We start from the raw sequence: 2,136 nt of genomic DNA, 5'->3' as shown, positions 1-2,136 counted from the left end.
TGTCGGCGGCGCTCGAAAACTGGACAGTAGCGGCGCTCGAAAAGTGAACACTCAACGATTGGAGAGTGATCACTTTGGAGGATTGGGCGTTGATCCGCAGGCTGGCTGCGGAGGGTGTTCCGAAGGCGCAGATCGCGGCGCGGCTGCAGATCTCGAGGACCACGGTCATCAAGGCGGTGGGTTCGGGTTCGCCGCCGCGGTATGAGCGGGCGGCGAGGCCGACCTCGTTCACGCCGTTCGAAGCGCGAGTCCGGCAGCTGTTGGTCGAGACTCCGGATATGCCGGCGACGGTGCTGGCCGAGCGGGTGGGGTGGACGGGGTCGATCCGCTGGTTCCGGGACAACGTGCACCGGCTGCGGCCGGAGCAACGGCGTATCGATCCCGCGGACCGGCTCACGTGGGAGCCCGGGGACGCGGCGCAGTGTGATCTGTGGTTCCCGCCGGAGAAGATCCCTCTGGAGGACGGCACCCGGAAGCTGCTGCCGGTGCTGGTGATCACGGCCGCGCACTCGAGGTTGATGCTCGCGCGGATGATTCCGACGCGGAAGACGGAGGATCTGCTGCTGGGGTCGTGGGAGCTGATCCAACAGCTCGGGCGGGTGCCGCGGCGGCTGATCTGGGACAACGAACCCGGCATCGGGCGCGGCAAACGGCACGCCGAGGGCGTTGACGCGTTCATGGGCACGCTGGCGACGAGGCTGGTGCTGCTTCCGCCGAAGGACCCGGAGTCCAAGGGCGTCGTGGAGCGCCGCAACGGCTGGTTCGAGACCTCGTTCATGCCGGGCCGGTCGTTCACTTCCGCTGCGGACTTCGACGCCCAGTTCCGGGACTGGCTGGGGCGGGTCAACGCCCGGGTGGTGCGCACCACAAAGGCGTCACCGCTGCAGCGGGTCGACGTGGACCGGGCGGCGATGCTGCCGTTGCCGCCGATCCCGCTGCACTTGGGTTGGCGCAACCGGGTCCGGCTCGGCCGGGATTACTACGTCCGTCTCGACACCAACGACTACTCCGTCGACCCGCAGGTAATCGGCCGGCTCGTGGACGTGACCGCGGACTTGGAACGGGTCAGAGTCCGCGCGGACGGGCGGATCGTGGCTGACCACGCGCGGGTCTGGGCCAGAGGGATGACGATCACCGATCCTGCCCATGTCGAGACCGCCGCGAGGCTGCGGAAACAGTTCCAACAGCCCCGCGCCGCCGCCGCCGGTGACGACCTGGCCCGTGACCTCGCGGACTACGACCGGGCCTTCGGGATCATCGATGGAGAGCTCAGCTGATGGCTACCACGAAGACGACCGAGTCGGTCAAGCAGCTCACGTATCTCGCCGGCGCGTTGAAAGCACCCCGGATCACCGAAGCCGCGACCCGGCTCGCCGACCAAGCCCGCGACGCGGGCTGGTCGTTCGAGGACTACCTCGCCGCCGTCCTGGAACGCGAGGTGTCGGCGCGCAACGCGTCCGGCGCGGAGCTGCGGATCAAGGCCGCCGGGTTCCCGGCACGGAAGACACTGGAGGACTTCGACTGGGACGCGCAGCCCCCAGCCCGGCAGCAGATCGCGCAACTCGCCTCCGGCGGGTTCCTCCTGGAAGCGCAGAACGTGGTGCTGCTCGGCCCGCCCGGAACGGGGAAGACGCATTTGGCGATCGCGTTGGGGATCGTCGCCGCCCGGCACGGGCATCGGGTGCTGTTCGCGACCGCGACGGACTGGGTCACCCGCCTCACCGACGCGCACCGGCAAGGCCGGCTCCCCCAAGAGCTCGCGAGGCTGCGGCGTTACGGGCTGGTCATCGTCGACGAAGTCGGCTACCTCCCGTTCGAGCAAGACGCGGCGAACTTGTTCTTTCAGCTGGTGTCCTCCCGCTACGAGCACGCGTCGCTGATCCTCACCTCGAACCTCCCGTTCTCCGGGTGGGGAGGGGTGTTCGGAGACCAGGCCGTCGCCGCTGCGATGATCGACCGGATCGTGCACCACGCCGACGTCCTCACCCTGAAAGGCGCCAGTTACCGACTCCGCGGACGCGGCATCGACAGCCTCCCCAGCATCCGCACCACAACCGACGAAACCCCTGGCTAGACTGCCCGCAACCGTTCACAATTCGAGCGCCGAAAGCGACCAGGATTCAGGCGCCGCCGACA

At 68.4% G+C, this 2,136-nt stretch carries 2 protein-coding genes; both read left to right on the top strand.

Annotated elements, in window-relative coordinates; genetic code table 11:
* Window positions 1-65 precede the first annotated feature (65 nt).
* Window positions 66-1,277: an IS21 family transposase gene (gene istA / locus AC0NZN_RS18315; protein WP_320941640.1), complete on the top strand. Its 1,212-nt coding sequence runs from the start codon at window positions 66-68 to the stop codon at window positions 1,275-1,277.
* Window positions 1,277-2,074, top strand: a complete 798-nt coding sequence (gene istB / locus AC0NZN_RS18310; protein ID WP_320941639.1) for an IS21-like element helper ATPase IstB — start codon at window positions 1,277-1,279, stop codon at window positions 2,072-2,074. The genes istA and istB overlap by 1 nt, the downstream gene beginning before the upstream one ends.
* Window positions 2,075-2,136: the final 62 nt, after the last annotated feature.

The organism is Microbacterium sp. sgz311019, assembly GCF_056135325.1.
This window is presented reverse-complemented; position numbering and strand designations above follow the sequence as displayed.

Bases quoted from the DNA above. Each gene is read 5' to 3' on its own strand.
- istB (WP_320941639.1), top strand. From the start codon at position 1,277: ATGGCTACCACGAAGACGACCGAGTCGGTCAAGCAGCTCACGTATCTC.